Source organism: Nonomuraea lactucae (genome assembly GCF_003313395.1).
Lineage (GTDB): Bacteria > Actinomycetota > Actinomycetes > Streptosporangiales > Streptosporangiaceae > Nonomuraea > Nonomuraea lactucae.
On record NZ_QNFZ01000282.1, the window covers coordinates 1 to 23935 of the forward strand.

The following is a 23935-nucleotide window of genomic DNA, read 5'->3' on the forward strand; positions in this document are numbered from 1 at the left end:
CGTGCCGGCAGCGGGGCTGGAAGGCGCACCCGGCCGGCCGGTCGGCCGGTGGCGGTGGCTGGCCGGGGATGTGGGGCAGGCGGCGCACCCGGCGGTCCACCCGCGGCAGCGAGGCGAGCAGGCCGGTGGTGTAAGGGTGGGAAGGCCGGTAGAAGATCGACTCGACCGGCCCCTCCTCCACCTTGCGCCCGCTGTACATGACCATGACCCGGTCGGCCAGCCCGGCCACCACGCCGAGGTCGTGCGTGATCAGCAGTACGGACGTGCGCGTGCGGGCCTGCACCCGTTCGATCGTGTCGAGCACCTGGGCCTGCACGGTCACGTCGAGGGCGGTGGTGGGCTCGTCGGCGATCAGCACGTCGGGGTCGTTGGCGATGCCCATCGCGATCATCACCCGCTGCCGCATCCCGCCGGAGAACTCGTGCGGGTACTGGCCGATCCGTTCGGCGGCGGACGGGATGCCGACCAGGTCGAGCAGCTCGACGGCACGTTCGCGCAGCGCGCTGCCCGGCGGGGAGCCGTCGTGGACGCGCATGGCCTCCACGATCTGGGCGCCGACCGTCATCATCGGGTTCAGCGCGGCGAGCGCGTCCTGGAAGATGATCGAGATGTGCCTGCCGCGTACGGCCAGCAGCTCGCGTTCCCGGAGGCCGAGCAGCTCCCTGCCCCTGAACCTGATCGAGCCGGTCACCTCGGCCGACCCGGGCAGCAGCCCCATGATCGCCAGCGAGGCGGCGCTCTTGCCCGAGCCCGACTCGCCCACGATGCCCAGGGTCTGCCCCTCGCCGAGCGTGAAGGTCAGGCCCTCCACGGCGGTGACCGGGCCCGAATCCGTGCGATAGCGGACGGTCAGGTCGTGGACGGTGAGCAGGTCGGCGAGCGGATCGGTCATCACGGCCTCCTCTGGACGTCGAAGGCGTCGCGCAGCCCGTCGCCGACGAAGTTCACCGCGAGCACGGTGAGCAGGATCGCCACGCCGGGCGCGTACAGCAGGTAGGACTTGGAGGTGCCGACGAGCCCGGCGGCCTGGCTGAGCATGTTGCCCCAGCTCGACTGCGGAGGCTGGATCCCGAACCCGAGGAAGCTCAGCGTCGATTCGAGGATGACGGCCGCCGCCACAGTCAGCGACATGTTGACGACGACCACGCCGAGCAGGTTGGGCAGCAGGTGCCGGACGATGATCCGCAGGTTGGACGCGCCCAGCACCCGGGCCGCCTCCACGAACTCCTTCTCGCGCAGGCTGAGCACCTGCGAGCGGACCACGCGGGCGATCAGCGTCCAGCCCAGCCCGGTCAGGACCAGGATGATGGTGAGCGGTGAGGAGCCGAGCCCCTGCAGCGCCAGCGCCAGCACGGCGATGGCCGGCACGATCAGGAGCAGGTCGGTCACCCGCATGATCACCTCGTCGGCCCACCCGCGCGCGAACCCGGCGACCGCGCCGAGCAGCGTGCCGATCGCGGTGGACAGGACGGCCACGCACAGCCCGATCGCCAGCGACAGCCGCCCGGCGTAGAGGATCTCGCTCAGGTAGTCGCGGCCCAGGTCGTCGGTGCCGAGCCAGTGCGCCGCGGACGGCGGGGTAGGGCCGAGCAGCAGGTCCTGGGCGTTGCGCGGGTATGCGGCGACCCAGTGCGCGCCGAAGCAGCAGACCATGAGGGCGACCAGGGTGAGCAGCCCCGCCATCGCCATCCGGTGCCGGGCGAACCTCCTGACGGCGATCCGTCCCTGGCTCATGTCCTTCGCCGCGGCGGCCGTTCCGGGCTTCATCGCAGGGCCACCCTCGGGTCGAGCGCGGCGTAGCCGGCGTCGGACAGCAGGTTGAGCAGGATCGTGGCCAGCGCGACGACCAGCATCCACGGCAGCAGCACGAACACGTCGCCCGCCAGCATCGAGTCGAGGAACAACCTCCCCATGCCGGGGATCGCGTAGATCTGCTCGGTGACGACCAGCCCACCGAACAGGACCGCCGAGTCGAGCGCGACGACCGTGACGAACGGCGCGAGCGAGTTGCGCAGCGCGTGCCGCAGGAACACCCGCCTGCCGGGCACTCCCTTGGCCCGGGCGGTGCGCACGTACTCGCTGGAGAGCGTCTCCAGCAGCGCCGCCCGGCTGAACCGCGACCAGCTCGCCACCAGCCCCACGGTGAGCGTGACGACTGGCAGCACCAGGTGGCGGAAGTAGTCGGCGTTGACGCCGCTCTGCCCCGGCGAGTGCAGCCCGACGAAGTAGAGGGGCGGCTCGGTGAGCCCGAACTGCTGCTTGGGCCAGACCGCGAGCGCCTGGATCAGGATCAGGCCGCACCAGAACGGTGGCAGGGCGATCCCCAGGTACGACAGCCCGGTGAAGAAGTGGTCTCCGGCCGAGTACTGCCGGGCGGCCGAGTAGACGCCGATGCCGAGGGCCAGCAGGGCGGCGAAGAGCACACCCCACACGATGAGCTGGAGCGTGGTGCCCAGCGCGGATCCGATCATCGGCAGGACGTCGCCACCGGTCCTGGTGCTGACTCCCCACTCGCCCCTGACGAACTCCTTCAGCCAGAGCACGTACTGCTCGAACAGCGAGCGGTCGAGCCCGAGCCGGGCGATCTGGTAGCGCAGGGCTTCCGGGTCGCGGCCCTGCCGCAGCTTGGCCAGGGGGTCGAAGGTGGCGCGGACCGCGACGAACAGGATGAACGACGCGGTGACCACCACGGGCACCGAGTAGAGGAGCCGGCGCGCCACGAATCTCAGCACGGGTGGCACCTCACTGGGCGAGTCCCCATTCCTCGAGGTTCCACCAGGGCCCCTCGGCGGGGTTGATGCTGAGCGGGCCGCCGAGTCGCTGGCTCCACAGCAGCACGTTCGGCACGGCGCCGAGCGGGATCGACGGAACGGCGCCGGCGATCAGCTCGTCGGCCTTGACCGACGCCTCCTTGCGGACGGTGATGTCCAGCTCGGTGTCGACGGTCTCCAGCAGCTCGTCCAGACCCTCCACGTTCGCGCGGATGAAGTTGATGCCCGAGTGGCCGTTGGCCTCGGTCGGGATCCGGGTGGAGCTGAAGGAGTTGCTGAGCGAGGGGTCGGGGAAGGTGTCCACGAGGGTCCACAGGCCCATCTGGAAGTCGCCCGCCGGGGCCTGCTTGCCGAAGAGGTTGGCCGGCGTGGTGTTCTTGATGTCGAGCTGGAAGCCGGCCTCCTTGAGCTGCGTCTGGAGCACCTGCTCGGTCAGCTCGCGGCGCTTGTTGCCGGCCAGCGAGACGATCGTGAACCTGGCGGGCCTGCCGTCCTTGGCCCAGACGCCCTCCCCGTTCCTGGCCCAGCCCGCGCCGGTCATGAGCTGCTCGACCTTGGCGAGGTCGCGCGTGTACGTCGAGAAGGCGGACGTCGCGTACGACGACAGGAGCGGCGACAGGAAGCTCTGCGCCGGCTCCTTCACCCCGAGCGCGCCGTACAGCCGCTCGATGATCGCCTTGCGGTCGACGGCGCGGGCGACGGCCTCGCGGACCGGCCGCGAGTCGAACGGGAACGCCTCGTTGTTCGTCCAGAGCGCCTCCAGGTTGCCCGTCTGCGCGTCCACCTGGCTGTGGGCGCCCGACAGGCCGGACTTGATCTGCTCGACCACGTCGAGCTGCGGCGTCGGGTAGAGCGCGTCGAGCTGGCCGCTCTTGAACGCCTGGAAGGCGGCGGCGGTATCGGGGGTGAACTGGAAGGTGACCTGGTCGAGCTTGGGCTTCCTGCCCCAGAACCTGTCGTTGGGGATGAGGGTGACCGAGGTGCCCTTCTTCCATTCCTTGATCTTCCAGGGGCCGCCGCTGAAGTCGTAGCCGTCCTTCATGACGGCGTTGCGGTTCCTGCCCTCCAGGAGGTGCGCGGGCAGCACGCCGTACCCGCTGCTGAAGAGGGTGCGCCAGCCTCCGTAGCTGGACTTGAGGGTGACGACGGTGGTCCTGTCGTCGGGCGTCTCGATCGAGGCGATCCGGTCGTAGCCGGTCTTGTCGAAGATGTCCTTGCCGTCCCGGATCTGCAGGGCGGTGTACTTGAGATCCTGGGAGGTGATGGGCTTCCCGTCGGACCAGACGGCGTCCGGGTTGAGCCTGTACGTGATCTCGGGGCGGTCCCCGTTCTTGATCGTCGGCTCGGCGGCCATCAGCTCGGAGCGGACGGGCACCCAGTTGTCGCCCTGGCGGCGTACGTCGAACACCTTGGGGATGGTCGGCGTCTGCATCATGTACGTGCCCCAGATGGATCCACCGCAGGTCGCGATCCAGTCGGTGCAGTCCGGTTCCTGCTCGGCTCCGATGACGATGGCGCCACCCGCCCGGACGGGAACGTTCCCGGAGGCGGACGGTTTCGTGGCGGGGGAGGTGTCGCCGGCGGTGCAGCCGGCCACGACGAGGGTGAGGGCGGCCAGACCGGCCAGCGCTGGCAGGGGGAGTCTGTGAGGGTGGGTCATACGCCGGGCCTTCCTTAACAAACCACCAAACTGGCGGAATGTGACCCATATCGTAGGTAGGCTGGTCACGCTTAGCAAGGCATCTAGGCAAAGTGATAGTCAACGCCGCTGACTTGCGCTGAGGCTCGCGTTTGGGCATGGTCGTGGCGAGAGGACACCTTGGCAGGGACGGGAAGGAACCAGATGGGGACGAACTCGGATCGGAGTGTCGGCCCCGCCTCGCAGAAGCGAGGCCGCCGGGCCCGCGACAGCCTGAGCAGGGCGATCATTCTCGAGGCGGCCGAGAAGATCGCCACCAGCGAGGGGCTGGAGAGCCTCACCTTCCAGGCGCTCGGCAAGGAGCTGTCCGCTCACCCGACGTCGATCTACCGGCACTTCCGCGACAAGGACGAGCTCGTCCTGGAGCTGATCGACAGCCTGCGGTCGCGCTCGTACGGCGGCAACCTGCAGAAGACCGGCTCCTGGCGCGACGACCTGCGTCTCATCTCCCGCCACGTGCGCGAGCACTACCTGCGCTATCCGCAGCTGGCCTTCCAGATGGCCGCGCGTACGACCCGCAGGCCGATGGAGTTCGCGAACGTGGAGTTCGCCCTGGACGCGCTGCTGCGCGCCGGACTGTCCCCCGACGAGGCGGTGCTCCACCTCCGGGCGTTCGGCAACGTGGTGCGCTCCCTGTCCAGCATGGAGGCCAGCCTGCTGGCCCTGGACGCGGAGACCAGGAAGCGAGACGAGCTGGCCTGGGAGGTGGAATACCGTCAGCTCCCGGCCGAGGAGTACCCGCACATCGCGTCCCTCGCCGGCCAGCTGACCGGCGTCGGCGACCCGCGCATCTTCGACCTGGCGATCGAGCTGATCCTCGACGCCATCGAGCTGCACGTCTCCCGCCGACCCGTCACTCCCGCGGAGCCAGAGCACTGATCAGCCCGGCCACGAGCGCGGCCCGCTCGCCGATGGCGCGGGTGTCCACCCACTCGTGGCGGGCGTGCGCGCCGCCCCCGGCCGGACCGAGGCCGTCCAGCGTCGGGACGCCCAGCGCGGCCGTGAAGTTCCCGTCGGAGCCGCCGCCCACGGCCGCCTCGCCGAGCATGGGCAGGCCCGCCGCCCGTGCCACATCCCTGGCCGTCTCCAGCAGCCCGGCGGACCGGGCTCGTTCCAGCGGGGCCCGGTTGACGCCGCCGGCCAGCTTCACCGAGGCCCCGGGCAGGCCGGCGCCGAGCCGCGCCAGCTCCCGCTCCACGCGGTGCAACTCCTCCAGGTGCCAGGCCCGCACGTCCACGTCGACGTGCGCCACCTCCGGGACGCTGTTCGTCGTGCTCCCGGCCCTGGCGACAGTGGGGGTGACCGTCGTCCCGGCCCCCTGGTCGCCGAGCGAGGCGACGCCCAGCACCACATGGGCCAGCCCGACCAGCGCGTTCACGCCGCGCTCGGGCTCCAGCCCGGCGTGCGCGGCCCGTCCCGAGACGGTCAGCCGGTACATCGCGCAGCCCTTGCGGGCCGTCTTGGCCGCGCCGCCGTCCGCGCTCGGTTCGAGGACCAGGACCGCCGCGCAGTCCCGCGCGACCTCCTCCAGCAGGGCGCGGGAGGTGCCGGAGCCCACCTCCTCGTCGCCGGTCACGAGCATCCGCACGTGGCCGACGTCCCCGGCCAGCTCCAGAGCCTCCATGGCCAGGACCAGCCCGGCCTTCATGTCGAAGACACCGGGTCCGGTCATCCGGCCGTCCTCGACCCGGCACGGCCAGTCGTCCAGGGTGCCGCGCGGCCACACGGTGTCGGCGTGGCCGAGCAGCAGCACCGGCCGGTCGCGCGGGCGTCCCTCCCAGTAGAGGTGCGGCACGCCGTCCCGGACGATCCGGTGGGGGGCGCCGAGCGGCGACCAGTCGGCCAGCAGCTCGTAACACCTGTCCAGCCCTGCCGCGTCCCTCGACGGGGACTCCGCCTCGACCAGCTCGCGCAGCCTCTTCAGCATGGTCATGTCCCTGCCCAGAACGCGGAGAGCGCGCCGCTCACGTCGCTCGGCGCCTCCTCGCAGACGTAGTGGTCGGCTCGCACGGGCACGCCGGTGACCCGTTCCGCGTAGTGCCGCCAGACGGCGGGCACGTCGAAGTTCCTGCCGACGTAGCCCAGCTCGCCCCAGAGCGCGAGCAGCGGCGCCCGCACCAGGCGCCCGCTGTCGCGGTCGGCCGTGTCGTGCTCCAGGTCGATGCTCGCGGCGGCCCGGTAGTCGGCGCAGGTCGCGTCGGCCGAGAAGCAGCGCTCGTACTCGGCCATGGCCCGCTCGTCGAACGGCCACGCGCCCGCGTGCCGCCCCTCGAACCGGCTGCGCAGCCAGCCCGCCGGGTCGGCATTGATCATCCTCTCCGGCAGGCCGGAGCCGAGCGACAGGAAGAACCAGTGGAAGTAGCTGGACGCCATCGCTCGGTCCACGTGCTCGAACATGTGCAGGGTCGGCACGATGTCGAGCACGGCGACCGACCTGACCCGCTCGGGGAAGTCGAGCGCCATCCTGTGCGCCACCCGCCCGCCCCTGTCGTGCCCGGCGACCGCGAAGCTCTCGAACCCGAGCGATCCCATCAGCGCCACCTGGTCGGCGGCCATGGCCCGCTTGCTGTACGGCTCGTGGCCGGGCGTGTCGGCCGGCCTGTCGCTGTCGCCGTAGCCGCGCAGGTCGGCGAGGACCAGTGTGTGCCCGCGCGCCAGGTCCGGGGCCACCCGGTGCCACATGGCCCGGGTCTGGGGGTAGCCGTGCAGCAGCAGGACGGGCGGGCCGTCCCCGCCGGCCAGGGCCCGGACCCGCACGCCGCCGCGCACGCTGGAGACCTCCTCGAACCCGGGCAGCAGCGGCGTCACGCGCCCGACTCCAGCCGCTCGACGAGCGCGTCGCACGCCTCGGCCGTGGACAGGCCGCCGCCCAGGTCGGCCGTCACCCGGCCCGCTCGCACGCTCTCCTCGACGGCCGTGACGAGCCGGGCGGCGGCCTCGGCCTCGCCCAGGTGGTCGAGCATCATCGCGGCGGACCAGATCTGCCCGATCGGGTTGGCCGCGCCGGTGCCCGCGATGTCCGGGGCAGAGCCATGGATCGGCTCGAACATGGACGGGTGCCGCCGGGTCGGGTCGATGTTGCCGCAGGGCGCGATCCCGATGCCGCCCGCGAGCGCGGCGGTGAGGTCGCTGAGGACGTCGCCGAAGAGGTTCGAGGCCACGATCACGTCGAACCGGCCGGGGTCGAGGACGAGGTGCGCCGCCAGCGCGTCGGCATGATGCCGGGTGAGCTCGACGCCGGGGTACTCGGCGGCGACCTCCTCCACGACCTCGTCCCAGAAGGGCATGGTGTGGTAGATGCCGTTCGACTTCGTGGCCGAGGCCACCCTGCCGGAGCGCTCCGTGGCCAGCTGGAAGGCGTACCTGGCGATACGCTCCACGCCGCGCCTGGTGAAGACGGCCTCCTGCACGGCCAGCTCGTCGGGCGTGCCGTGGAACATCCGGCCGCCGACCTGGCTGTACTCGCCCTCGGTGTTCTCGCGCACCACCACGAGGTCGAACGGGCTCTCGTCGCGCAGCGGCCCGCGGGCTCCCTCCAGCGGACGGACCGGCCGCAGCGAGACGTACTGGTCGAAGTGCCGCCGGATGGGGACGAGCAGCCCCCACAGGGACACGTGGTCGGGCACGCCCGGCATGCCGACAGCGCCCAGCAGGATCGCGTCCGATTCGGCGAGCCGCTCCAGGCCGTCCGCCGGCATCATCGCCCCGGTCTCGGCGTAGTACGCGCAGCCCCAGGGGTGGTCGGTCCAGGACAGCTCGAAGCCGTGCCCTTCGGCCAGCACGTCGAGCACGTGTTTCGCGGCGGGGAGGGTCTCCTGGCCGATGCCGTCGCCGGGAATGGCCGCGATCCGGTAGTCGCGCATACGGCCTCCTCTCTGCTGCAATATCTGTAGTCTATGGCGTTGACTACAGATATTGCCACAACCTCTCGGTCTCGCCGCAAGCAGGTGCGGGGAGAATCGGGGCTCATGATCAGTCAGCTGTACGACGTCATCCACCGCCGTCGCGACGTGCGCGGCCAGTTCACCGGCGCCCCCGTGGAGGACGAGGTGCTGCACCGGATGCTCGCCGCCGCCCACGCCGCGCCCAGCGTCGGGATGTCGCAGCCGTGGGACTTCATCGTGGTGCGCGACCGGGCCCTCCGGGAGTCGTTCCACCGGCACGTCCTTCACGAACGGGACGTCTTCGCCGCGACACTCGACCCCGGAGCGGCCGACCGGTTCGCCCGAATCAAGATCGACGGGGTGCTGGAATCCACGCTGTCGATCGTGGTCACCTACGACGCCGACCGTGGCGGCCCGGCCGTGCTGGGCCGCCACGCCATCGCCGACGCCGGACTGTACTCGGTGTGCCTGGCCATCCAGAACCTGTGGCTGGCGGCCACCGCCGAAGAGCTCGGCGTCGGCTGGGTGTCGTTCTACCGCGAGGAGTTCCTGCGGCGGTTACTGGGCATCCCGGCGGGCATCCGCCCGGTCGCCTGGCTGTGCCTGGGACCGGTCACCCACCTGGAAGACGTGCCGGACCTGGAACGGCACGGCTGGCGCCGGCGCCGGCCCCTGCGTGACGCGGTCCACAGCGATCGCTGGGAGCCGCGCCGTTGAGGGGCGCGGTTCACGGCTTCGGCCTGTTCTGGGCGGGCAGCCTGTTCGCCGCCCCCCAGTCGGTCGCGCCCGGCCCGTACACCGGCCAGGGAGTGCTGCCGAGGAGCGCCGGCTTGGTGTCGAGGTAGAGCGAGGGCGGGATCTGGGAGCTCTGGTTGAGCGCGCCCCACTTCAGCGTGCTGCCTTCCAGGTTGGCGCCGTGGTAGTGGCCCGTGCCGGACAGGCGGATGAGGCCGAGCTTGTTGCCGATGACGTTCTGCCCGGCCGTCTGGTCGTTGATGCTGCCGACCTGGTGGTTCGCGTAGTTGCGGAACCAGGTGTTGCCCGGCCCGGTGGCCTCGAGTTCGCCCTGGCCCAGCTTGGAGTTGTCGGCGTACCCCTCGTAGAAGCGGTTGCCCTCGATGAGGTTCATGTAGGCGAAGGTGGCGTGGAGGGCCAGGTCGTTGTAGCCGTTGAAGGGGGCCTCGAGCGAGTTGTAGCTGACGACGCTGTGGTTGGCGCCCAGTTGCATCATGATGTGGTGGCGCAGGTCCCACACCTTGTTGTCGCTGACGCGGACGCGGGTGGATCCCCAGTTGACGCTGATCCCGTAGGCGTAGCCGTTCTGCGTGACGAAGGCGCCGTGAACGTAGTTGCGGTCGATCGAGATGTCCTTGCTCCAGTAGATGTTGATGTGGGCGCGGCCGGATTTCACGGACTCGATGTCCTCGATGAAGCCGTTGTTGACCATGTGGAATGTCAGGTTGTTGACGTTCTCCAAGGTCGGCTGGTTGAGCCGTTCGATCTTCAGCAGGTCGACGCCGGCGTTCTCCAGCATGTCGATCTCCCTGACCATGGGCACGGACGATGCCGGATAGTCCAGGCCGATTTCCATGTTCAGCGTGAGGGTGTCGCCGCTCCTGGAGAGGATCTTGAAGATCTGCGTCTCGATGGGGTAGCCGTAGGCGTGCCGGCCCGCGTTCTTGTAGAGCTGGACGAAGTCGCCCGCCTGCAGGCCGGGCGAGCCGGGCACGGTGATCGACGTGCTACCTGACGCCACCGATCCGGAGACGCTCACCGGATTGCCGGTGTACGCGCCGCTGAACTTGAGCTCGGCGTTGGCCGACCCGGGCGCGTCGATCAGGAGCCTCGTGGCGTTGAGGCCGGCGCCACGCAGGATGATGTTGTCGGTCGTGATGTTCAGGTTGGTCTTGAAGTAGTACGTGCCGGGCGGGAAGTACAGGACGCGGTTGCCGGACGTCGTGGCGATGATGTCGCGGACCTTGTCCGAGGCGTCGATGGTGCTGTTGTCGGCGGGCAGGCCGCGTGACGTGACGTCGACGACGTAGAAGCCGCCCGGGTGCCGCCACTGGGTGTCGGTCCATCCGGCGGGCGGGAGGCGGTGGGCGGGGATGTCACCGGGATCCACGGCGGCGGTCGCCGTGCCGGGCGGTATGAGGGCCACGAAGAGGGACAGGAAGAGGACGAGGGCTGAGCTCAGTGGGGGGCGCATGCAACCTCCAGGTGATTTGCCGTGGTGAGGATGGGAAAGGAGAGCACCTCGCTTCCGTCCGGCTCGACGTCGGTAGTGAGCATGAAGCGTGCACGCTCTCCCGGGAGGAGCGTGACGAGCTGCTCGTCCACGACCGCGTCCGGATGGAGGCGGTCGGCGTGCAGGGTGAGGTCTCTGAGCAGCGTCCGCGCCTCGATCTCGACCAGGTGGCCGCCCGCGGTCCGGGTCAGCGTGGCGTTCCAGGCGGGCGCGGGCAGGCCGCGGGCGAGGACGTGGCGGACGCGGATGCCGGAGCCGTCCACCGCGATGACGTCCGCGCCGTCCGGTGAGAGAGGTGCGGTCGCCGTCCCCCGCGCGTCCACGTCGATGTCGAGGGTCCGGCTCGCCAGTTCGGTGCCGTCCACTCGAAGGTGGCGCACGCGCAGCCGCGCCTCCCAAGGCGAGGCGGTGTCGTTGACCGCGACCAGGCCCTGCGGCTGAACCGTCACCAGCCGGTCGGCGTACGCCCGTCGCAGGGCGTACCAGAGCGGCTTGCGCCGGCCGTACCCGTCGACCGCCGCCCAGGAGACCACCGGCCAGCAGTCGTTGAGCTGCCAGAGGATCATGCCGTGGCAGTGCGGCGCGAGCGCCCTGAAGCGTTCGACGGCGAACGTGATCGCGTGGGCCTGGTTGAGCTGGGTGGTCCAGTGCCAGGCGGTGCGGTCGGCGGGGTCCGGGAAGTGGCCCTGCCAGCCGCGCCGCAGCTTGCCGTCCCCGTCCTCGGCCTTCTGGTGGACGGCGCCGGCGGCCGTCAGGGTCGACCAGGCGGGCGCGCCCTGGAAGCCGAACTCGGCGACGAAGCGCGGCGTGTAGTCGGCGTAAGCCAGGTAGTCCTTCTCGTTCCAGACGTCCCAGATGTGCACCAGGCCGGTCGTGGGATCGTTGGGGTGGCCGTCCACCGAGTACGGGCTGCCGGGGATGTAGGGCCTGGTCGGGTCGAGTTCGGCGACGATGCCCGGCAGCAGGTCGTGGTAGAAGCCGGCGCCCCAGCTCGCGTCGCCGAGCTGCTCCTTCCAGCCCCAGTCCTCGTATCCCCAGAGGTTCTCGTTCCCGCCGTTCCACAGGACGAGGCTGGGGTGCTGGGAGAGCCGGGTGACCGCCTCCCTGGCCTCCGCCTCGACCTCCCCCCACAGGAGCTCCTCGGCGTAGGCGGCGCACGCGAACAGGAAGTCCTGCCAGACCATGACACCGGCCTCGTCGCACAACCGGTAGAAGTCCTCGCTCTCGTAGATTCCTCCGCCCCAGACGCGGAGGAGGTTGATTCCGGCCTCGGTGGCGTCCGCGATGCGGGCCGCGTAGCGCCGGGCGTCCACGCGGGTGGGGAAGGCGTCGTCGGGGATCCAGTTCGCGCCGCGGACGAGCACGCCCTGGCCGTTGACCCGCAGCACGAACGCCCCGCCGGTGGTGTCGAGCTCGACGGTGCGCAGGCCGACACGCCCACGCCACTCGTCCAGCCGCGCCTCGTCCAGCCGCGCCTCGTCCGGTCGTGATCGGCCGGGCCGCGTCTCGCGTGGCTCGTCGAGGGTGACCGTGGCGTCGTAGAGGGGCTGGTCGCCATATCCGCGAGGCCACCACAGCCGCGGCCGCTCCAGCGTGACCGGAACGGTCACCCGGCGCGCCCCCGCGGGCACCCGGACCGTCCGGGCGAACGGGCCCACCCGGGCGGTGACCGTCAAAGGAGTGGTGGTGGGCTCCAGATCGACGGCGAAGGAGACGGTCGCGCGCTCGGCGGTGGCCTCGGTCACCAGCGGCCGGACCGCCGCGATCCTGGCCACGGTGAAGGAACGGATGCCGATGGGCTTCCAGATCCCGGCGGTGACCAGGTCAGGCCCCCAGTCCCAGCCGAAGTTGCAGGCCATCTTGCGGATCGCGTTGTACGGATGGCGGTTGACGTGCGGCCGCCGCACCTGCCGCTCCGCGTACTCCAGCGCCGACGCGAACGTGATGGCCAGCTCGTTGGCGCCCGGACGCAGCAGCGAGGTCACCTCGAAACAGTGGGTCCGGTGCTGGTTGGCCGCGTGGCCGACGACCTCGCCGTTGAGCTCGACGGTGGCGATGGTGTCCAGCCCCTCGCAGACGAGCTCGTGCCGTTCGTGCGCTCCCGGCTCCCAGTCGAAGGTCCTGGTGTAGCGCCACTCGGCCCGGCCGATCCACCGCAGCCCTGACTCGTTGTCGCCCAGGTACGGATCGGGGATCCGCCCGGCGCGCAGCAGGTCCGTGTGCACGACGCCCGGCACGGTCGCCGGGATCCCGTCCCCCAGTTCCCACTCGCCGCCCAGCGACAGGTAGTCAGCTCGCACTGGCGGACACCTCCTTGGGGATCGAGTCGTGCCGGGCCTTGGGCGCCCTGATGCCCTCCGGCCAGGCCAGCGTCACGCCGAGCCGGTCCGTGAGCAGGTCTTGGAAGCCGGCCAGCAGCGAGGGCTTGGCGCGCACCGCCTCGGGCTCGGTCCGCTCGGCCGCGCAGTACGCGGACAGGGCGCCCGCGGCCTCGCCGATCGACCACTCCACCGGGTGCAGCCGGTAGGCGCCGTTGGTGATGTGCGTGGTGCCGATGTTCTTGTTCGCGGCGAGCAGGTTGCGGGTGCCCTGGGGCAGGAGCGCTCCGAGGGGGATCTGGAAGGGGAAGCAGTCGATGTCGACGTAGGTCCGGCCCGAGGTGCTCGGGTGCAGGTCGATCCGGTAGTAGCCGACGCCGACGGTGTCGGCGAAGGTCGCCGCTCCGGCGTCCGCCCCCCGCATCTCGCGGCCGATGTGCGCCTCGGTCACGGTGAACAGCGCCCTGATCCGGCGCGACTCCCGGACGTAGACCTCCTTGGCCAGGCCGTCCTCGGTGCCCGTGACGTCGCCCCGCAGCCGCAGCCCGGGGTATCCGGCCTCGGTCTGCATCCAGTGGACGAGCGACAGCGTCAGCTCCCTGGCCCGCAGGAGGGCCCGCTCGCGGGTGGCGTCGTCCACGCCGAGCAGCGGCAGCTCCCAATAGTCGATCTGCGGCCAGTTGACCAGCGTGATCTCCCCGCCGGGAAAGCCGGGCTCCAGGTTGCGGCGGGCCAGGACGCGCCGGTAGCGCCACAGGTCGTCGTCGGTGGACTCCAGGAACAGCGGGCGCGTTCGGGTGATCAGCAGGTCGGGCACCACATCGTCCCAGGACAGTTGCGGGCCGGGCCAGCGCGGGTCCACCGTGTCACGCCAGTGCCTGTAGCCTTCCGGCCGGTCGATGGTGTGATCCTCGCCGGGCCGGTACTCGAGCGCGCAGCACCAGCTCACGGCCTGCTGGTCCAGCGGATCGGCGGTCTCGGGCGCGTGCAGCTCTCCCGTCTCCGCCGCGCCCTCCGCTCCGATGACGTACGGCACCCGCGCCAGCTCCAGCAGATCGCCCAGCTCGGTGGCGTCGACCACCAGAGGCGCGCGCAACGTGGTCTCGCGGCCGGTGCGCAGGCTGCGGACGCGGACGGCGCCGATCCGATCCCCGATCCGGTCCGCCTCGAACGCCTCATGCGGCGACAGCACGGTCAACCGGCCGGACGCGATCAGCGGCGAGAGCATCTCCTGGATGACCAGCGCCGCCACCCGCGGCTCGTGGCACAGCCGCGACACGTTGCCGAACCCCGGGTTGAGCGTCTCCCACTGCCGCGCCTCCTCGGTCAGCGGGTAGTTGCGCCGGTAGTGGTCGCGGATGCGCCGCCGAAGCTCCCGGTAGCTGGGCGAGCTCAGCCCCGACTCGATCCACTGGTGCTCGTCCGGCGGCACGGCCTGGGCGGTCAGCTGGCCGCCGAGCCAGTCGGACCGCTCGACCAGGATCACCTGCTGTCCCAGCCGGGCGGCGGTCAGGGCGGCTGCCGTGCCGCCGAGACCACCTCCGACCACGACGAGGTCGGCGGTGAGTTCGGCTCTGAGCATGCGGAGACCTTTCTGGAGGTTCGGCGTGGGATGCCCGGCTCAGCCCTTGACGCTGCCATCGGTCAGGCCGGAGATGAAGCTGCGCTGGTTGAACAGGAAGACGGCGATGACGGGGAGCGTCACGAGGACGGCTCCGGCCATCAACGGCCCGTACTGCACGTTGCCGGTCGACAGGAATCTCGCCAGGGCGAGTTGCACGGTCTGGGTCTCCTGGGAGCTGGTGATCACGAGCGGCCAGAGGAAGTCGTCCCACACCGCGGTGAAGGAGAAGATCGCGATTACCGTGACCAGCGGCCGGGCGAGCGGGAAGTAGACGCGCCGGAAGACGAGCCACTCGCCGGCGCCGTCCATCCGGGCGGCCTCGGCCAGGTGCGGGTCGGCGGTGCTGAAGTACTGCCTGGCCAGGAAGATGTTCATCGGCAGGACGAGGTAGGGCAGCACCACCCCGCCCAGGGTGTCGAGCAGCCCGGTCCCGCCCGTCCCCGCCAGGTCGTTCCCGCCGGCCAGGGGCATGCTCTTGGCCATGAGGAAGAGCGGGATCAGGGTGACCGAGACCGGGATCGCCGCCGTGGAGACCAGCGCGTAGAACAGCGGCGTGCTGCCGCGGAAGGGCAGCATCGCGAAGGCGTAGCCTGCGGCCACGGCCGCCAGGCAGTTGGCCAGCACGGCCACCACCGTCACGACGGTCGAGTTGAGCAGCGCCCGCCCCAGGTCGGCGTCGGCGAACGCGGTGACGAAGTTGTCCGTGGTCGGCTGGGCGGGAATCAGCGATCCGGTGCCGAAGGCGTCCTCCTCCGGCGTGAACGCCAGGCTGACCATCCACAGGAACGGCATGATCACGAGGAAGGAGGCGATGGCCAGGGCGGTCCTGTTCATGAGCGCCTCCCGCTGACACCGCGGATCGCCAGGAACGAGAAGGCGACGATGAAGGCGAACAGCACGAAGGCCATCGCCGAGGCGCTGCCGAAGCGGTTGTATTGGAACGCCTCGGTGTAGATCAGGTAGTTCACGGTCGTGGTGCTCCCGAGCGGGCCGCCTTTGGTCAGGACGAAGATCTCGGCGAATCCCTGCGCGAGGAAGACGATGTCCATGGCGACCACGTAGGTGAGCATCGGCCGCAGCCCGGGCAGGGTGACGTGGCGGAACACGGCCCAGCGCCCCGCCCCGTCCACCGCCGCCTCGTAGAGGACGGTGGGGATGGACTGCAGGCCGGCCAGCAGCAGCACCATGTTGGCGCCCAGCGCCTTCCAGATCCGCATCACGGACGCGGCGTTCAGCGCCGAGCTCTCCTCCAGCAGCCAGCTCTGCTCGGACAGCCCGAGCACGGCGAGGATCTGGTTGACCAGCCCATGCTGGGAGTAGATCCACAGCCACACCATGCTGACCGTGGTGAGCGAGACGATGTGCGGGACGTACAGCGCCGAGCGGAACAGCCCGACGCCGCGGAAGGGCCGCCTGGCGAGCATGGCCAGCCCGAGGGCGATGACCACCGTGAACGGCAGGACGATCAGCACGTACCGCCCGGTGACCAGGAGGGCCTGGCCGAACTCCGGGCTGGACAGCAGTCTCGTGTAGTTGGCCACGCCGACCGGCTGCGGCCCGGACCGGCTGAGCGGGCTGTAACGGGTGAAGCTCAGCACCAGCCCGTACAGCACCGGCACGAGCTGGAAGCAGATGAGGTAGAGCGCGGCCGGGAGGACGAACAGGACCCCCACCCAGCGACGCGACCCCCGTCGCGTCCTGGGTGCGCGGTGGCCGGTACTGGTCCCCGGCCGCGCCTCGACTAGAGTGCTCATCCGTTCTTCAGGATCGTGTCGACCTCGGCCGCGGCCTGCCGGAGTGCCTCCTCGGCGCCGACCTTCTTGTTGAGCGCCCGTTCCAGGTGCTTGCCCATGACGTCGCGGATCTGCGTCCAGCCGCGGACGTTCGGATTGGGCCGGAAGTTGCCCGCCTGCTGGAGGAACGCCTGGACGACCGGGCTGTTCTTGACGTAGTCGCTCTCGATCGCGGAGACGCGCGCCGGGATCGCCCCGATGCCCTCGGTGTATTCGACGCTCGTGCCCTTGGAGATCATGTAGGAGATGAACTTCCAGGCCAGCTCCTTCTGTGCGCTGTCCTTGTTGATCATCAGGCCGGGTCCTGCGCCGCCGAGGGCGATGCCCCGCTCGGCGCCTTCGAACTTGGGCACCGGCATCACCCGGATGTCGAGCTCGGGCTTGGCCCTGACGATCTGCTGGATCGTCTGCGGCGCCAGGACCGTCATGGACGCGTCCCCGGTGACCAGCGGCTGCTGCGCGACGGGCAGGTCCACGTAGCTGGCGCCGAGCTGGTTGGCCACGGCCTCCGGCCCCTGGTAGGCGGCGATGAAGTACTCGAGCGCCTTCACCCCGGCGGGCGAGTCGAAGGTCACCTGCTTGCCGTCGGCGCTGAGCTGGTCGCCGCCCGCGGACCCGAGCAGGCCGGCGAAGGTCTGCTGGCGGCCGATCGGCTGGCTGGGGAGCAGCAGCCCGGCGTGCGTCACCTTGCCGCCGTCGCGCTTGGTCAGCTTCTTGGCCGCCTCGCTGACGGCCTCCCAGGTCGCCGGTGGCTTGTCGGGGTCCAGCCCGGCCTTGGTGAAGTCGCCGGGACGGTAGGCGATGAGGTTGCCCTGCATGGACAGCGGTATGAGGTACTGCGTCCCGCCGACCCGGCCGCCGGGGAGCGCGTTGGCCAGGTCGTCGCGGTCCTGCTGGGACAGCTTGCCGACATAGGGGGTGAGCGGCTCCAGGCGGTCGTTGGCCACGAAGTCGGCGACGGCCGCGGGCCCGTGACCGAAGACGTCGGGGGCGGTTCCGGCGGCGAAGGCGGCGTTCAGCTTCGTCGACAGGTCGTGCCAGTCGAGGAAGGTCACGCTGACCTTCGTTCCGGTCTCCTTCTCGAACTTCGGCACGATGGTGCCGGTGACCAGGTCGATCTCGGTCTTGTTGGTGCCGGGGAACCAGACGGTGAGGGAGTTGCCCGCGGGCTCGCTCGGCTGCCGCGCGCCGCCTCCGCTCAGTCCGCATCCGGCGAGCAGCAGGACTCCGAGCCCTGCCGCTGTCCAGAGGTGTCTGTTCATGGCCTCTCCTGATTCGTATTAGACGGGGGGTTTGGAATAGGGGTGTGGCTAGCGGGGGCGGTGATCGGTTATCGGGGCGGTGCGATCGTGTCGCCGGTCAGCGGATCGCACGGCACGATCTCGTGGCGGTCCGCGGGCACCTCGCCGTCGAGCAGGCCGAGCAGGAGCGCGACGGCACGCGCGCCCATGTCCCTCCTGGGGACGGCGATGTGGCTCCATCCGGGCGAGGACACGGGAGGCAGGTCCAGGCACACCACCGACAGATCGTCGGGGACCCGGACGCCTTCCCGGAGGGCGGTGGCCGCCAGCGCGTCGGCCAGCTCGAAGGCCTCGATGACCAGGGCCGTCGTCTCGGACGCCGCGACCTCGCGCAGCCAGGCCCCGGTCAACGCCTCCGAAGCCATCAGCGCGGGCCGGTCCGGCTCCAGCCCGCGCCGGCCGGCGCACTGGTAGAAGGCCTCCCGCCGCTCCTCCTGTGGGCCTCGCCGCAACGTGCCGTCCAGACCTAGGTAGCCGACCCGCGTGTGACCGGCCGACGACAGCGCCTCGACCACTTCGGCTATCGCGCCCGCGTAGTCCGCGGCCACGTACGGGGTGTGGGCGCCGGGGATGTCACGGCGACCTATGAAGACGAACGGGAAGCCCTCGCGGGCGAGCCGTACCAGCTCGTCGTCGTTGCGCTCGAGGCCGAGGATGATCGCGCCGTCGGCGAGCCGCAGCCGGTTGGTGCCCGCGCCGTAGATGCTGCGCGTGCCGTCGGGCCGCTGGGTCGAGGCGAACAGCACCAGGTCCTGGCCCATCTCGACGGCCTTCTCCTCGATGCCCACCAGGAACTCGTGGTAGTAGTCGTCGGGCCCGACGGGGAAGACCCGCTCGAACGTGTGCACGCCGATCAGCCCGTTGCGCCCGCCGCGCAGCGACCGGCCGGCCACGTCGGGCACGTAGCCGAGCCGCCGCATCGCCTCGCGTACCTTGTCCTGGGTCTCCAGGGCGATGCCGTACTCGTCGGCTCTGCCGTTGAGCACGATGGACACCGTCGGCTGGGAGATCCCAGCGGCTCGCGCGATGTCTCGCTGGCTCGGCCTTCGCCTCATAACGTGCTTTCCCGAACTGTGAGGCCCTAATACGTATAAGGACCTAAGCATCGGAGGTCCGGTGTGTCAAGAGGTGGCCGGGGGCCGTATTGGGTCTTGTAGGGCAGTCCCGTCGGGGCTAGGATCCCGATAACTTTTAGGAAACTTTCCTAAAAGAACTGGAAACGCAGTTCTCTCCTCCTCACCCCCCACCGCTCCCCGCCTCGCACGGCAGGGAGCACGCCGTACGGCCCCCACCGTCCGGGAAATCCCGGCGCGGACCGTCCGGCACGTCCGAAAGGAAAGCGACTGTGAGAACACGGCTTCTCGGCGCGCTCTTCGTCGCGCTGAGCTTCTGTCTGGTGGTGGCGGCCGCACCGGCCCCCGCCTCGGCGACGTCCAGCACGCAGTCCGCCTACGCGGCGTGGGCGCCGAACACCTTCTACGCGGTCGGCGCGCGCGTGACCTACAACGGCGTCGACTACGAGTGCCGCCAGGCGCACACCTCGCTCACAGGCTGGGAGCCATCCAACGTCCCGGCGCTGTGGAAGGAGATCGGGAGTGGTGGCGGTGACACCACCCCGCCGAGCACTCCCGCGAACCTGCGCGTGACCGGCACCACCTCCAGCAGCGTGTCGCTGGCTTGGAACGCCGCCACCGACAACGTCGGCGTGACCGGCTACCAGGTCTACCGCGGCTCGACGCTCGTGGACACCGTCACGGGGACCACGTACACCAACAGCGGCCTGTCCTCTGGCACCACCTACAGCTTCACCGTCAAGGCCCGCGACGCGGCCGGCAACGTGTCGCCGGCCGGCAACGCCGTCTCCGCCACGACCGGCAACGGCACCGGCGCACCCGGACAGCCCGGGACGCCCACCGTCACCGGCACCACCAACTCCTCGGTCTCGCTGTCGTGGAGCGCCTCCTCGGGCACCGTCACCGGCTACCGCGTCTACGAGGGCGCCACGCAGCGGGCCCAGGTGACCGGCACCACCGCCACGATCGGCTCGCTGGGCACGTGCAGCACCCACAGCTACACAGTCAGGGCCTACAACTCCGTGGGTGAGTCACCGGCCAGCGCCGAGGTCACCGGCACCACGAGCGGCTGCGGCGGTGGCACACTGCCCAAGCACATCCTCACCGGCTACTGGCACAACTTCGTCAACCCGGCGGTGGAGCTCAAGCTGTCGCAGGTGCCCGACGAGTACGACGTGATCGCGATCGCGTTCGGGGAGGCGACCACCACCCCCGGCCAGGTGACGTTCGCTCTCGACCCGGGCCTCGCCTCGGCCGTGGGCGGCTACACCGACGCGCAGTTCAAGGCCGACGTGCAGGCGCTCAGGCAGCGCGGCAAGAAGGTCATCCTGAGCGTCGGCGGCGAAGCCGGCCGCGTGCAGGTCGCCAGCTCCGCGGCGGCCACCACGTTCGCCAACTCGGTCCACTCGATCATGCAGAACTACGGCTTCGACGGCGTCGACATCGACCTGGAGAACGGGCTGAACGCCACCTACATGGCCCAGGCGCTGCGCGAGCTGCGGGCGAAGGCGGGCTCCGGACTGATCATCATGATGGCGCCGCAGACCATCGACATGCAGTCGACCGGCATGGAGTACTTCAAGCTCGCGCTGAGCATCAAGGACATCCTCACCGTCGTCAACATGCAGTACTACAACTCCGGCAGCATGCTCGGCTGCGACCAGAAGGTCTACAGCCAGGGCAGCGTCGACTTCATGACCGCGCTGGCCTGCGTGCAGCTTGAGAACGGCCTGCGCCCCGACCAGGTCGGCCTCGGCCTGCCCGCCGGACCCGGCGCGGCCGGTGGCGGCGTCGTCTCCCCGACGCTGGTCAACAACGCGCTCAACTGCCTGGCACGGCGTACGAACTGCGGATCGTTCGTGCCCGCGCGGGCCTACCCGGACATCCGTGGCGCGATGACCTGGTCGATCAACTGGGACGCCAGCCACAACTGGAACTTCTCCAAGACCGTCAAGCCCTTCCTCAAGACCCTGCCGTAACCGGAGGTCCTCCGTGTGGTGCGGGGGGCGGACCCGCACCACACGGGAGGGCACGCGTGAGCGCGCCCTCCCGCGAAATTCTTTCCGCATTCACGGCCGCGGCCATCAGTACGATTACCTGATCAGGGCACGTAACTGCTTACCGGCCCTCATACTCGTCGTCAGCCCCTCCGGGCTTTTCCGGACACCCGCAGTGCCCACATCGGTCCACCGAATTCCGATACAGGAATGGCGCCGGTACGAATCACGTCGCTTGGTGCGCGACCACAACCGTGGGCCGTCGAACCATGTCCGCGGGCACATGGCTGGATCCGCGAGGCGGTCCCACAATTGCACTGGCACGGCTCGGACTTCCGAGCGGCGGGACCGCGACATGCGGCAGGGATTCAAGCCAGGAGGAATAACAACAATCATGTACGTCGGAGGCGACGACCTACTCTTCCACGACCCCACTTTCCGGCCTCGGAATCTGGGGGTCACCGATCTGCATCTGATCGCGCAGGGGCTGGACGGGCGGCTGTGGCGCGCGCTCGGGCGTCGCGGCGGGTTCCGTCGCGGAGCGGGCCCTCCCGGGTGTATCTGAACCGCTGGCCCGTCCCCTGCGTGCCCCGCAGGGGACGGGCCCGGAGCACCTGGAGCCCGTTCAGAGCGGCGTGCTCGGCCAGAACGTCCAGCAGGCTCGTCTTGCCGATGCCCGGATCCCCGGCGATCTCCACCACACCGCCGCGCCCTCCGGCGAGAGCCATCACCATGTCCTTGAGCCGTGCGATCTCCGAGTCCCGGCCGACCAGCCGTTCCTCACGCCCCGGCACGGAGAACTCCTCTGGCTCTCATGGCCGTGGCCATGCCCGCTTCATCGAGTTCCTCCTCACCGGGTCCTAGCAGTCGCCGTCCATGACCCTGCCGTCGCCCAGCATGTGGGCACCGCACGAGACCGGTCTGCGGACGCAGCGGTTGACCCAGGTGTTCTCGATGTCCGGCCGCCAGCCGTTGAACCAGTCGCCGTGGATCGAGTAGCCGCCCGGTCTGCGGGGGTCGTAGGTGTCGGAGGCGAGCCGCCAGCCGGAGGTGTCGGTACGCCCTGTGACGCGGTAGAGCACCTGGAAGGAGATGACGGGAATCGGCACCGGGTGGCTGGTCGGGCAGCCCCGCCCCCATCTTCCGTAGGCCATGTGGCTCTTGTGGTCCGGCGAGTCCAGGTTCCTGCCGTCCCAGCACTGGGGGAACTCGAGCGTCATCGTCACGAAGTCGTCGGCCGCGCACCGCGGGATGGTGGGCACCTTCACAGCGGCTTTCCAGCAGCTCCAACTGGTGTACGGCTGGTGCGTACCGGCCTTGGCGCTGCCGGCGATCATTCGCAGCCCTGTGGGCATGGGGCGGATCTGCTTCGGCCACGACCCCTGGTAGCCGCTCTTGTAGTAGACGTGGATCAGCTCCGGGGCGATCGGCGCGCGGGTGCGGGTGTCGATGACGGCCGGAGCCCAGTACGCCGAGCGGTTGATGATGCCGCCACGGCAGGTCGAGTTGCCGCTGCCGGCGATGGACTCCGCGGTGGACGCGGCGTTCGTGCCGGTGTTGCCCCAGTAGACGTGCAGGTGGGAGGCGCCTGGCCGGCCCGGGAACACGATCGGGTCGTCGTTGTTCATGTGCGAGTACAGGCAGACCGTGCGGAACGCGCTCCTGCCGCCGCCCGGGGTGGGCTGCTGACCGGTTCGCCGTACTCGTTCGCGAGACGATCCCTGGGATCCCTGAGGGATCTTGGCCGGGTCGAAAGCCACCCGCGAGCCGTGGTGCCCGGGGGCGGCGGCCGGCGAACCGCTGGGAGCCGGGGAGGGATGGCCATGAGACGAGACGGCGGGGGTCGGGGTGACTGTGGAAGAGGCTGACGCCGGGCTGCATGCCGTGAGCGTCAGCAGGGCGATGAGCGCCATCACCTCGGCCGTCGGCAACCTGTGGAGTCGACGCGGGATCAGGGGCATGCCAGGTGTTCCTCCTTGGATACGGGATGGGTGACGGCCCGACACTCCCGGTCCCGGCGGCTGGGAGACATCAGTGGAACTACCTCATTCGGGTACTTAGATCCGCTCAAGTGGTTGCCGATAAGGGCAGACTCGTATCGACTGACCCTGGTGACGGGAGCCAGCTTGAACAGGCACGACTTCTTCGCAGACCCGGATCTGGTCCGGCCCGAGGTGAGCGCCGCCCTGGCCGGAATCGTCGCCGCGCGACATTTCGGACTGGACGGGGAGATCAGGGAGGTCGGCAGCGAGCAGGACCGCAACTTCGTCATCGACGCACCGGCCGGGCGCTTCCTGCTGAAGGTCTCGAATCCGGCGTACTCCGACGACGAGCTGGCCGCCCAGGTCGCCGGGGTGGCGCACCTCGCCGGGGCGGTGCCCGAGCTGCGGTTTCCAGAGCCGCGGCCCAGCCTGAACGGCGGCTTCACGGTCCGCTTCGCCCCGGACGGCGGCGCGGGCGCCGCGTCGTCGGAGGCCGAGCCGCTCAGGGCCAGGGTGTTCAGCTTCGTTCCGGGTTTCCCGCTGATCGATTCGCCCTACCTCGCTCCGGCCGTGGTCGGGCGGCTCGGCACGGTGGCCGCCAGGGTCTGCGCCGGGCTGGCGGACTTCCGTCACCCCGGGCTCGACCGGCTCACCCAGTGGGACGTACGCAACGCCCGGCAGGTCTGCGACGCCCTGGCCGGGTCCCTCACCGGCCACGACCACGTGGATCGCGACCGGGCCGAGCTGCTCCGCCGCGCGGTCGGCGAGGCGTGTGACCGGCTCGACGCGCTGTCCCCGAGCCTGCGTGTCCAGGCGATTCATGGCGATCTCACCGACGACAACGTGGTCTGCGAACGGGGGGTCGACGGTCGCCCGGATCCCACCGGGGTGATCGACTTCGGCGACCTGGGTTTCGGCTGGGTCGTCGCCGAGCTGGCGACGGCCTGCGCCTGCGTGCTGCACCACGATCCGGCCCGGCCGCTCGCGGTGCTGGCCGCCGTCCGGGCCTTTCACGAGGTCGTCGCGTTGAGCGAGGCCGAGGTGGCCGCGCTGTGGCCGGCGATCGTCGCGCGTGCCGCCGTACTGGTGACCAGCGGCGTCCATCAGGCGCGTATCGATCCCGCCAACGCCTACGTCCTTGACCGGCAGCAGGCCGAGTGGCGCGCGTTCGAGGCCGCCGCCGGCCTGCCGTTCGAGGTGGCCCACCGCGCCGTCCGGGACGCGCTCGGCCTGCCCGGGCCGCCG

At 70.3% G+C, this 23935-nt stretch carries 20 protein-coding genes; 4 read left to right on the plus strand and 16 right to left on the minus strand.

Annotated features, from left to right (window positions below; translation table 11 throughout):
• From DQW85_RS19050 to DQW85_RS19065, 4 genes are all read right to left on the minus strand, one after another.
• A partial coding sequence (locus DQW85_RS19050) for an ABC transporter ATP-binding protein (RefSeq protein ID WP_162795112.1) occupies window positions 1-892 on the minus strand: 892 nt, incomplete at its 3' end.
• Entirely contained in the window at window positions 892-1767 is an 876-nt protein-coding gene (locus DQW85_RS19055; RefSeq protein WP_113701654.1) for an ABC transporter permease, read from the minus strand. The genes DQW85_RS19050 and DQW85_RS19055, both read right to left, overlap by 1 nt.
• Window positions 1764-2732 (minus strand): ABC transporter permease, encoded by a 969-nt coding sequence (locus tag DQW85_RS19060; RefSeq protein ID WP_113701669.1) that lies wholly within the window; start codon window positions 2730-2732, stop codon window positions 1764-1766. Before DQW85_RS19060 ends, DQW85_RS19055 begins: the two co-directional genes overlap by 4 nt.
• A gap of 10 nt (window positions 2733-2742) precedes the next feature.
• Entirely contained in the window at window positions 2743-4431 is a 1689-nt protein-coding gene (locus DQW85_RS19065; protein ID WP_113701655.1) for a peptide ABC transporter substrate-binding protein, read from the minus strand.
• Window positions 4432-4614: 183 nt separating this feature from the next.
• Between DQW85_RS19065 and DQW85_RS19070 the strand changes: the two genes are divergently transcribed.
• Window positions 4615-5349, plus strand: a complete 735-nt coding sequence (locus tag DQW85_RS19070) for a TetR/AcrR family transcriptional regulator (RefSeq protein ID WP_113701656.1) — start codon at window positions 4615-4617, stop codon at window positions 5347-5349.
• On the opposite strand, the gene DQW85_RS19075 is transcribed toward DQW85_RS19070, so the two are convergent.
• Genes DQW85_RS19075 through DQW85_RS19085 form a run of 3 tightly spaced genes read right to left on the minus strand, consistent with a single transcriptional unit; the run spans window position 5324 to window position 8333 of the window.
• A complete protein-coding gene (locus tag DQW85_RS19075; protein WP_240197277.1) occupies window positions 5324-6397 on the minus strand; it encodes a M20 family metallopeptidase in 1074 nt (357 codons plus the stop codon). The two genes, DQW85_RS19070 and DQW85_RS19075, sit on opposite strands and share 26 nt — an antisense overlap.
• A 2-nt stretch (window positions 6398-6399) precedes the next feature.
• Entirely contained in the window at window positions 6400-7278 is an 879-nt protein-coding gene (locus DQW85_RS19080) for an alpha/beta fold hydrolase (RefSeq protein WP_113701658.1), read from the minus strand.
• Window positions 7275-8333, minus strand: a complete 1059-nt coding sequence (locus tag DQW85_RS19085; RefSeq protein ID WP_113701659.1) for a tartrate dehydrogenase — start codon at window positions 8331-8333, stop codon at window positions 7275-7277. The genes DQW85_RS19080 and DQW85_RS19085 overlap by 4 nt, the downstream gene beginning before the upstream one ends.
• 105 nt (window positions 8334-8438) lie before the next feature.
• Here DQW85_RS19085 and bluB point away from each other — a divergent pair, with 105 nt between their 5' ends.
• On the plus strand, window positions 8439-9071 hold the full coding sequence (gene bluB, locus DQW85_RS19090) for a 5,6-dimethylbenzimidazole synthase (protein ID WP_113701660.1): 633 nt from the start codon (window positions 8439-8441) through the stop codon (window positions 9069-9071).
• 10 nt (window positions 9072-9081) lie between these two features.
• Here bluB and DQW85_RS19095 read toward each other — a convergent pair whose 3' ends face one another.
• The 7 genes from DQW85_RS19095 to DQW85_RS19125 form a co-directional block, all read right to left on the minus strand.
• Window positions 9082-10563 (minus strand): pectinesterase, encoded by a 1482-nt coding sequence (locus DQW85_RS19095; RefSeq protein ID WP_113701661.1) that lies wholly within the window; start codon window positions 10561-10563, stop codon window positions 9082-9084.
• The gene (locus DQW85_RS19100; RefSeq protein WP_113701662.1) at window positions 10548-12902 is read right to left on the minus strand and encodes a glycoside hydrolase family 2 protein; all 2355 of its coding nucleotides are present in this window, start codon (window positions 12900-12902) and stop codon (window positions 10548-10550) included. The genes DQW85_RS19095 and DQW85_RS19100 overlap by 16 nt, the downstream gene beginning before the upstream one ends.
• The gene (locus DQW85_RS19105; protein WP_113701663.1) at window positions 12892-14502 is read right to left on the minus strand and encodes an FAD-dependent oxidoreductase; all 1611 of its coding nucleotides are present in this window, start codon (window positions 14500-14502) and stop codon (window positions 12892-12894) included. Before DQW85_RS19105 ends, DQW85_RS19100 begins: the two co-directional genes overlap by 11 nt.
• A gap of 39 nt (window positions 14503-14541) precedes the next feature.
• Window positions 14542-15378 carry a carbohydrate ABC transporter permease gene (locus DQW85_RS19110; protein ID WP_113701664.1) on the minus strand — a complete coding sequence of 279 codons (837 nt, stop codon included), beginning with the start codon at window positions 15376-15378 and terminating at the stop codon, window positions 14542-14544.
• Window positions 15375-16217, minus strand: a complete 843-nt coding sequence (locus DQW85_RS19115) for a carbohydrate ABC transporter permease (protein ID WP_162795113.1) — start codon at window positions 16215-16217, stop codon at window positions 15375-15377. Before DQW85_RS19115 ends, DQW85_RS19110 begins: the two co-directional genes overlap by 4 nt.
• Window positions 16218-16294: 77 nt before the next feature.
• Window positions 16295-17599 carry an ABC transporter substrate-binding protein gene (locus DQW85_RS19120; protein ID WP_113701666.1) on the minus strand — a complete coding sequence of 435 codons (1305 nt, stop codon included), beginning with the start codon at window positions 17597-17599 and terminating at the stop codon, window positions 16295-16297.
• Window positions 17600-17667: 68 nt separating this feature from the next.
• Window positions 17668-18744 carry a substrate-binding domain-containing protein gene (locus tag DQW85_RS19125; RefSeq protein WP_113701667.1) on the minus strand — a complete coding sequence of 359 codons (1077 nt, stop codon included), beginning with the start codon at window positions 18742-18744 and terminating at the stop codon, window positions 17668-17670.
• A gap of 239 nt (window positions 18745-18983) precedes the next feature.
• Between DQW85_RS19125 and DQW85_RS19130 the strand changes: the two genes are divergently transcribed.
• Window positions 18984-20690: a fibronectin type III domain-containing protein gene (locus DQW85_RS19130; protein ID WP_162795115.1), complete on the plus strand. Its 1707-nt coding sequence runs from the start codon at window positions 18984-18986 to the stop codon at window positions 20688-20690.
• Window positions 20691-21166: 476 nt separating this feature from the next.
• Here DQW85_RS19130 and DQW85_RS19135 read toward each other — a convergent pair whose 3' ends face one another.
• Together DQW85_RS19135 and DQW85_RS19140 are read right to left on the minus strand one after the other, a co-directional pair.
• Window positions 21167-21502, minus strand: coding sequence for an ATP-binding protein (locus DQW85_RS19135; RefSeq protein WP_205315229.1), 336 nt, complete (start codon window positions 21500-21502; stop codon window positions 21167-21169).
• A gap of 66 nt (window positions 21503-21568) precedes the next feature.
• Entirely contained in the window at window positions 21569-22669 is a 1101-nt protein-coding gene (locus DQW85_RS19140) for a DUF1996 domain-containing protein (protein WP_113701668.1), read from the minus strand.
• 165 nt (window positions 22670-22834) lie between these two features.
• On the opposite strand from DQW85_RS19140, the gene DQW85_RS19145 reads away from it, so the two are divergent.
• The coding region (locus tag DQW85_RS19145; protein WP_162795116.1) for a phosphotransferase at window positions 22835-23935 on the plus strand (1101 nt) is incomplete at its 3' end.

What these genes read in the sequence shown, in the direction of transcription:
- DQW85_RS19105 (WP_113701663.1), bottom strand. Translation starts at nt 14,502, where the DNA reads ATGCTCAGAGCCGAACTCACCGCCGACCTCGTCGTGGTCGGAGGTGGT.
- DQW85_RS19120 (WP_113701666.1), bottom strand. Translation starts at nt 17,599, where the DNA reads ATGAACAGACACCTCTGGACAGCGGCAGGGCTCGGAGTCCTGCTGCTC.
- DQW85_RS19140 (WP_113701668.1), bottom strand. Translation starts at nt 22,669, where the DNA reads ATGCCCCTGATCCCGCGTCGACTCCACAGGTTGCCGACGGCCGAGGTG.
- DQW85_RS19110 (WP_113701664.1), bottom strand. Translation starts at nt 15,378, where the DNA reads ATGAACAGGACCGCCCTGGCCATCGCCTCCTTCCTCGTGATCATGCCG.
- DQW85_RS19075 (WP_240197277.1), bottom strand. Translation starts at nt 6,397, where the DNA reads ATGCTGAAGAGGCTGCGCGAGCTGGTCGAGGCGGAGTCCCCGTCGAGG.
- DQW85_RS19095 (WP_113701661.1), bottom strand. Translation starts at nt 10,563, where the DNA reads ATGCGCCCCCCACTGAGCTCAGCCCTCGTCCTCTTCCTGTCCCTCTTC.
- DQW85_RS19085 (WP_113701659.1), bottom strand. Translation starts at nt 8,333, where the DNA reads ATGCGCGACTACCGGATCGCGGCCATTCCCGGCGACGGCATCGGCCAG.
- DQW85_RS19070 (WP_113701656.1), top strand. Translation starts at nt 4,615, where the DNA reads ATGGGGACGAACTCGGATCGGAGTGTCGGCCCCGCCTCGCAGAAGCGA.
- DQW85_RS19065 (WP_113701655.1), bottom strand. Translation starts at nt 4,431, where the DNA reads ATGACCCACCCTCACAGACTCCCCCTGCCAGCGCTGGCCGGTCTGGCC.
- DQW85_RS19125 (WP_113701667.1), bottom strand. Translation starts at nt 18,744, where the DNA reads ATGCTTAGGTCCTTATACGTATTAGGGCCTCACAGTTCGGGAAAGCAC.
- DQW85_RS19055 (WP_113701654.1), bottom strand. Translation starts at nt 1,767, where the DNA reads ATGAAGCCCGGAACGGCCGCCGCGGCGAAGGACATGAGCCAGGGACGG.
- bluB (WP_113701660.1), top strand. Translation starts at nt 8,439, where the DNA reads ATGATCAGTCAGCTGTACGACGTCATCCACCGCCGTCGCGACGTGCGC.